Source organism: Pseudidiomarina homiensis, from assembly GCF_003987225.1.
Lineage (GTDB): Bacteria > Pseudomonadota > Gammaproteobacteria > Enterobacterales > Alteromonadaceae > Pseudidiomarina > Pseudidiomarina homiensis.
In genome coordinates this window covers 1-4,879 of sequence record NZ_PIPX01000006.1, presented here as the reverse complement: position 1 = coordinate 4,879, position 4,879 = coordinate 1, and the positions used below count along the sequence as shown (strand labels likewise).

The 4,879-nt window shown below is 52.0% G+C and carries 1 tRNA gene and 2 rRNA genes; all 3 read right to left on the bottom strand.

What is annotated here, in order from left to right:
• Window positions 1-69: 69 nt before the first annotated feature.
• The 3 genes from CWI70_RS12385 to CWI70_RS12375 all read right to left on the bottom strand — a co-directional run bounded on the left by CWI70_RS12385 (window position 70) and on the right by CWI70_RS12375 (window position 4,800).
• Window positions 70-2,952 (bottom strand): 23S ribosomal RNA (locus CWI70_RS12385).
• A 158-nt stretch (window positions 2,953-3,110) separates the two neighbouring features.
• Window positions 3,111-3,187: transfer RNA gene (locus tag CWI70_RS12380), tRNA-Ile, on the bottom strand.
• Between the two features lie 69 nt (window positions 3,188-3,256).
• A 16S ribosomal RNA gene (locus tag CWI70_RS12375) occupies window positions 3,257-4,800 on the bottom strand.
• The 16S and 23S rRNA genes sit together here with 1 tRNA gene alongside, the layout of an rRNA operon.
• Between the last annotated feature and the right edge of the window lie 79 nt (window positions 4,801-4,879).

The window sequence follows — 4,879 nt, the reverse complement described above, 5'->3', positions numbered from 1 at the left end:
AACTACGGGCTACATTTGGTAAAGGGTCGAACATGTGTTCGAGACAACCCTAAACACCTTCGGTGTTGTATGGTTAAGCCTCACGGGCAATTAGTACGGGTTAGCTCAACGCATTACTACGCTTCCACACCCCGCCTATCAACGTCGTCGTCTTCAACAACCCTTCAGAGCACTTACGTGCTAGTGAGAGCTTATCTTGAGGCTCGCTTCCCGCTTAGATGCTTTCAGCGGTTATCGATTCCGAACATAGCTACCGGGCAGTGCCACTGGCGTGACAACCCGAACACCAGAGGTTCGTTCACTCCGGTCCTCTCGTACTAGGAGCAACCCCTCTCAACTCTCAAACGCCCACGGCAGATAGGGACCGAACTGTCTCACGACGTTCTAAACCCAGCTCGCGTACCACTTTAAATGGCGAACAGCCATACCCTTGGGACCGACTACAGCCCCAGGATGTGATGAGCCGACATCGAGGTGCCAAACACCGCCGTCGATATGAACTCTTGGGCGGTATCAGCCTGTTATCCCCGGAGTACCTTTTATCCGTTGAGCGATGGCCCTTCCATTCAGAACCACCGGATCACTATGACCTGCTTTCGCACCTGCTCGACGTGTCTGTCTCGCAGTTAAGCTGGCTTGTGCCATTACACTAACCGTACGATGTCCGACCGTACTTAGCCAACCTTCGTGCTCCTCCGTTACGCTTTGGGAGGAGACCGCCCCAGTCAAACTACCCACCAGGCACTGTCCGCAATCCCGATAAGGGACCAACGTTAGAACATCAAACATACAAGGGTGGTATTTCAAGGATGGCTCCACATCAACTAGCGCCAATGCTTCTAAGCCTCCCACCTATCCTACACATGGAGGTTCAATGTTCAGTGCCAAGCTGTAGTAAAGGTTCACGGGGTCTTTCCGTCTAGCCGCGGGTACACCGCATCTTCACGGCGATTTCAATTTCACTGAGTCTCGGGTGGAGACAGCGTGGCCATGGTTACACCATTCGTGCAGGTCGGAACTTACCCGACAAGGAATTTCGCTACCTTAGGACCGTTATAGTTACGGCCGCCGTTTACCGGGGCTTCGATCAAGAGCTTCGCTTACGCTAACCCCATCAATTAACCTTCCGGCACCGGGCAGGTGTCACACCGTATACGTCCACTTTCGTGTTAGCACAGTGCTGTGTTTTTAATAAACAGTCCCAGCCACCTGGTCACTGCGGCCAGCTCCAGCTCCCCCCGCAAGGGGTTCACTAGCTCTGGCGTACCTTCTCCCGAAGTTACGGTACTATTTTGCCTAGTTCCTTCACCCGAGTTCTCTCAAGCGCCTTAGTATTCTCTACCTGACCACCTGTGTCGGTTTCGGGTACGGTCAACATGTACCTGAAGCTTAGAGGCTTTTCCTGGAAGCAGGGCATCAACAACTTCCGCTCCGTAGAGCGTCGTCTCGTATCTCAGTCTTAGCAGTCCGGATTTACCTAAACCGCCAACCTACATACTTTCACCGGGATAACCAACACCCGGCTTGCCTAGCCTTCTCCGTCCCCCCATCGCAGTACATGTCGGTTCAGGAATATTAACCTGATTCCCATCGACTACGCCTCTCGGCCTCGCCTTAGGGGCCGACTTACCCTACCCTGATTAGCATGGGATAGGAAACCTTGGTCTTCCGGCGTGGGGGTTTTTCACCCCCATTATCGTTACTCATGTCAGCATTCGCACTTCTGATACCTCCAGCAGACTTCTCAATCCACCTTCAACGGCTTACAGAACGCTCCCCTACCCAGCATACAAGTATGCTGCCGCAGCTTCGGTGCATGGCTTAGCCCCGTTACATCTTCCGCGCAGGCCGACTCGACTAGTGAGCTATTACGCTTTCTTTAAAGGATGGCTGCTTCTAAGCCAACCTCCTAGCTGTCTGAGCCTTCCCACATCGTTTCCCACTTAGCCATGACTTCGGGACCTTAGCTGGCGGTCTGGGTTGTTTCCCTCTCCACGACGGACGTTAGCACCCGCCGTGTGTCTCCCGGATAGTACTCACTGGTATTCGGAGTTTGCATGGGGTTGGTAAGTCGGGATGACCCCCTAGCCCAAACAGTGCTCTACCCCCAGTGGTATTCGTCCGAGGCGCTACCTAAATAGCTTTCGGGGAGAACCAGCTATCTCCGGGCTTGATTAGCCTTTCACTCCGAGCCACAGGTCATCTCCTAATTTTTCAACATTAGTGAGTTCGGTCCTCCAATTGATGTTACTCAATCTTCAACCTGCCCATGGCTAGATCGCCCGGTTTCGGGTCTATACCTTGCAACTAAGCGCCCAGTTAAGACTCGGTTTCCCTACGGCTCCCCTATACGGTTAACCTTGCTACAAAATATAAGTCGCTGACCCATTATACAAAAGGTACGCAGTCACCCTCCGAAGAAGGCTCCTACTGCTTGTACGTAGACGGTTTCAGGTTCTATTTCACTCCCCTCGCCGGGGTTCTTTTCGCCTTTCCCTCACGGTACTGGTTCACTATCGGTCAGTTGGGAGTATTTAGCCTTGGAGGATGGTCCCCCCATATTCAGTCAAGATAACACGTGTCCCGACCTACTCGTTTTCACAATCATCGCTTCGTCGTGTACGGGACTATCACCCTGTATCGTTGAGCTTTCCAACTCATTCCACTAAATCGATGACTGCTTAAGGGCTAATTCCCGTTCGCTCGCCGCTACTAGGGAAATCTCGGTTGATTTCTTTTCCTCCGGGTACTTAGATGTTTCAGTTCTCCGGGTTCGCCTCCTACACCTATGAATTCAGTGCAGGATAGTGTGCAAGCACACTGGGTTGCCCCATTCGGAAATCCATGACTCAAGCGGCTCTTACTGCCTCATCATGGCTTATCGCAAGTTAGTACGTCCTTCATCGCCTCCAACTGCCTAGGCATCCACCGTCTACGCTTCGTCACTTAACCATACAACCCGAAAGTGTCTCTCGGTTCGTATGGGCTGTTCTCGATGCTGTACACAAGTTCGATACGCCTCTACCAAAATGGTTGATTCAAGTAGAGTGGCATTTCATTACTTTATTACAATCAGCTTGTCCTTATTTTTAAAGAGCGTGTAACGCGAATGGTGGGTCTGAGTAGACTTGAACTACCGACCTCACCCTTATCAGGGGTGCGCTCTAACCAGCTGAGCTACAGACCCAGTTTCTTCCGTTACATCTATCAAACCAGGCAATCTGTGTGAGCACTTAACTTCTTCAAGGCTGTTTCATAAGGAGGTGATCCAGCCGCAGGTTCCCCTACGGCTACCTTGTTACGACTTCACCCCAGTCATGAACCACACCGTGGTGAACGTTCTCCCGAAGGTTAAACTATCCACTTCTGGTGCAGCCCACTCCCATGGTGTGACGGGCGGTGTGTACAAGGCCCGGGAACGTATTCACCGTGGCATTCTGATCCACGATTACTAGCGATTCCGACTTCACGGAGTCGAGTTGCAGACTCCGATCCGGACTACGACGCGCTTTTTGAGATCCGCTTACTATCGCTAGCTTGCTTCCCATTGTACGCGCCATTGTAGCACGTGTGTAGCCCATCCCGTAAGGGCCATGATGACTTGACGTCGTCCCCACCTTCCTCCGGTTTATCACCGGCAGTCTCCACAGAGTTCCCACCATTATGTGCTGGCAACTGAGGATAAGGGTTGCGCTCGTTGCGGGACTTAACCCAACATCTCACAACACGAGCTGACGACAGCCATGCAGCACCTGTCTCAGTGTTCCCGAAGGCACCAATCTATCTCTAGAAAGTTCACTGGATGTCAAGGGATGGTAAGGTTCTTCGCGTTGCATCGAATTAAACCACATGCTCCACCGCTTGTGCGGGCCCCCGTCAATTCATTTGAGTTTTAACCTTGCGGCCGTACTCCCCAGGCGGTCAACTTAGTGCGTTAGCTGCGTTACTCACCTTGTTTATAAGACGAACAACTAGTTGACATCGTTTACGGCGTGGACTACCAGGGTATCTAATCCTGTTTGCTCCCCACGCTTTCGTACCTCAGCGTCAGTTTCTGACCAGGTGGCCGCCTTCGCCACCGGTATTCCTTCCTATATCTACGCATTTCACCGCTACACAGGAAATTCTACCACCCTCTTCAGAACTCGAGCTTGCCAGTTCAAAATGCCATTCCCAGGTTGAGCCCGGGGCTTTCACATCTTGCTTAACAAGCCGCCTACGTACGCTTTACGCCCAGTAATTCCGATTAACGCTCGCACCCTCCGTATTACCGCGGCTGCTGGCACGGAGTTAGCCGGTGCTTCTTCTGTGGCTAACGTCAATCCACACACGTATTAAGTGTATGGCCTTCCTCACCACTGAAAGTGCTTTACAACCCGAAGGCCTTCTTCACACACGCGGCATGGCTGCATCAGGGTTTCCCCCATTGTGCAATATTCCCCACTGCTGCCTCCCGTAGGAGTCTGGGCCGTGTCTCAGTCCCAGTGTGGCTGATCATCCTCTCAGAACAGCTAGAGATCGTCGCCTTGGTGAGCCTTTACCCCACCAACTAGCTAATCTCGCTTGGGCCCATCTTTAGGTGTAAGGTCCGAAGATCCCCTACTTTGGTCCGTAGACATTATGCGGTATTAGCCACAGTTTCCCGTGGTTGTCCCCCTCCTAAAGGCAAGTTCCCAAGTATTACTCACCCGTCCGCCGCTCGTCAGCAGAGAAGCAAGCTTCTCTCTGTTACCGCTCGACTTGCATGTGTTAGGCCTGCCGCCAGCGTTCAATCTGAGCCATGATCAAACTCTTCAGTTTAAAAGTTTAATCGACCCATTGAATTTCATGACTTAAGCTTTATTTTGTTAAGCACTTCGTTCAATCAGTCAGGTGTACC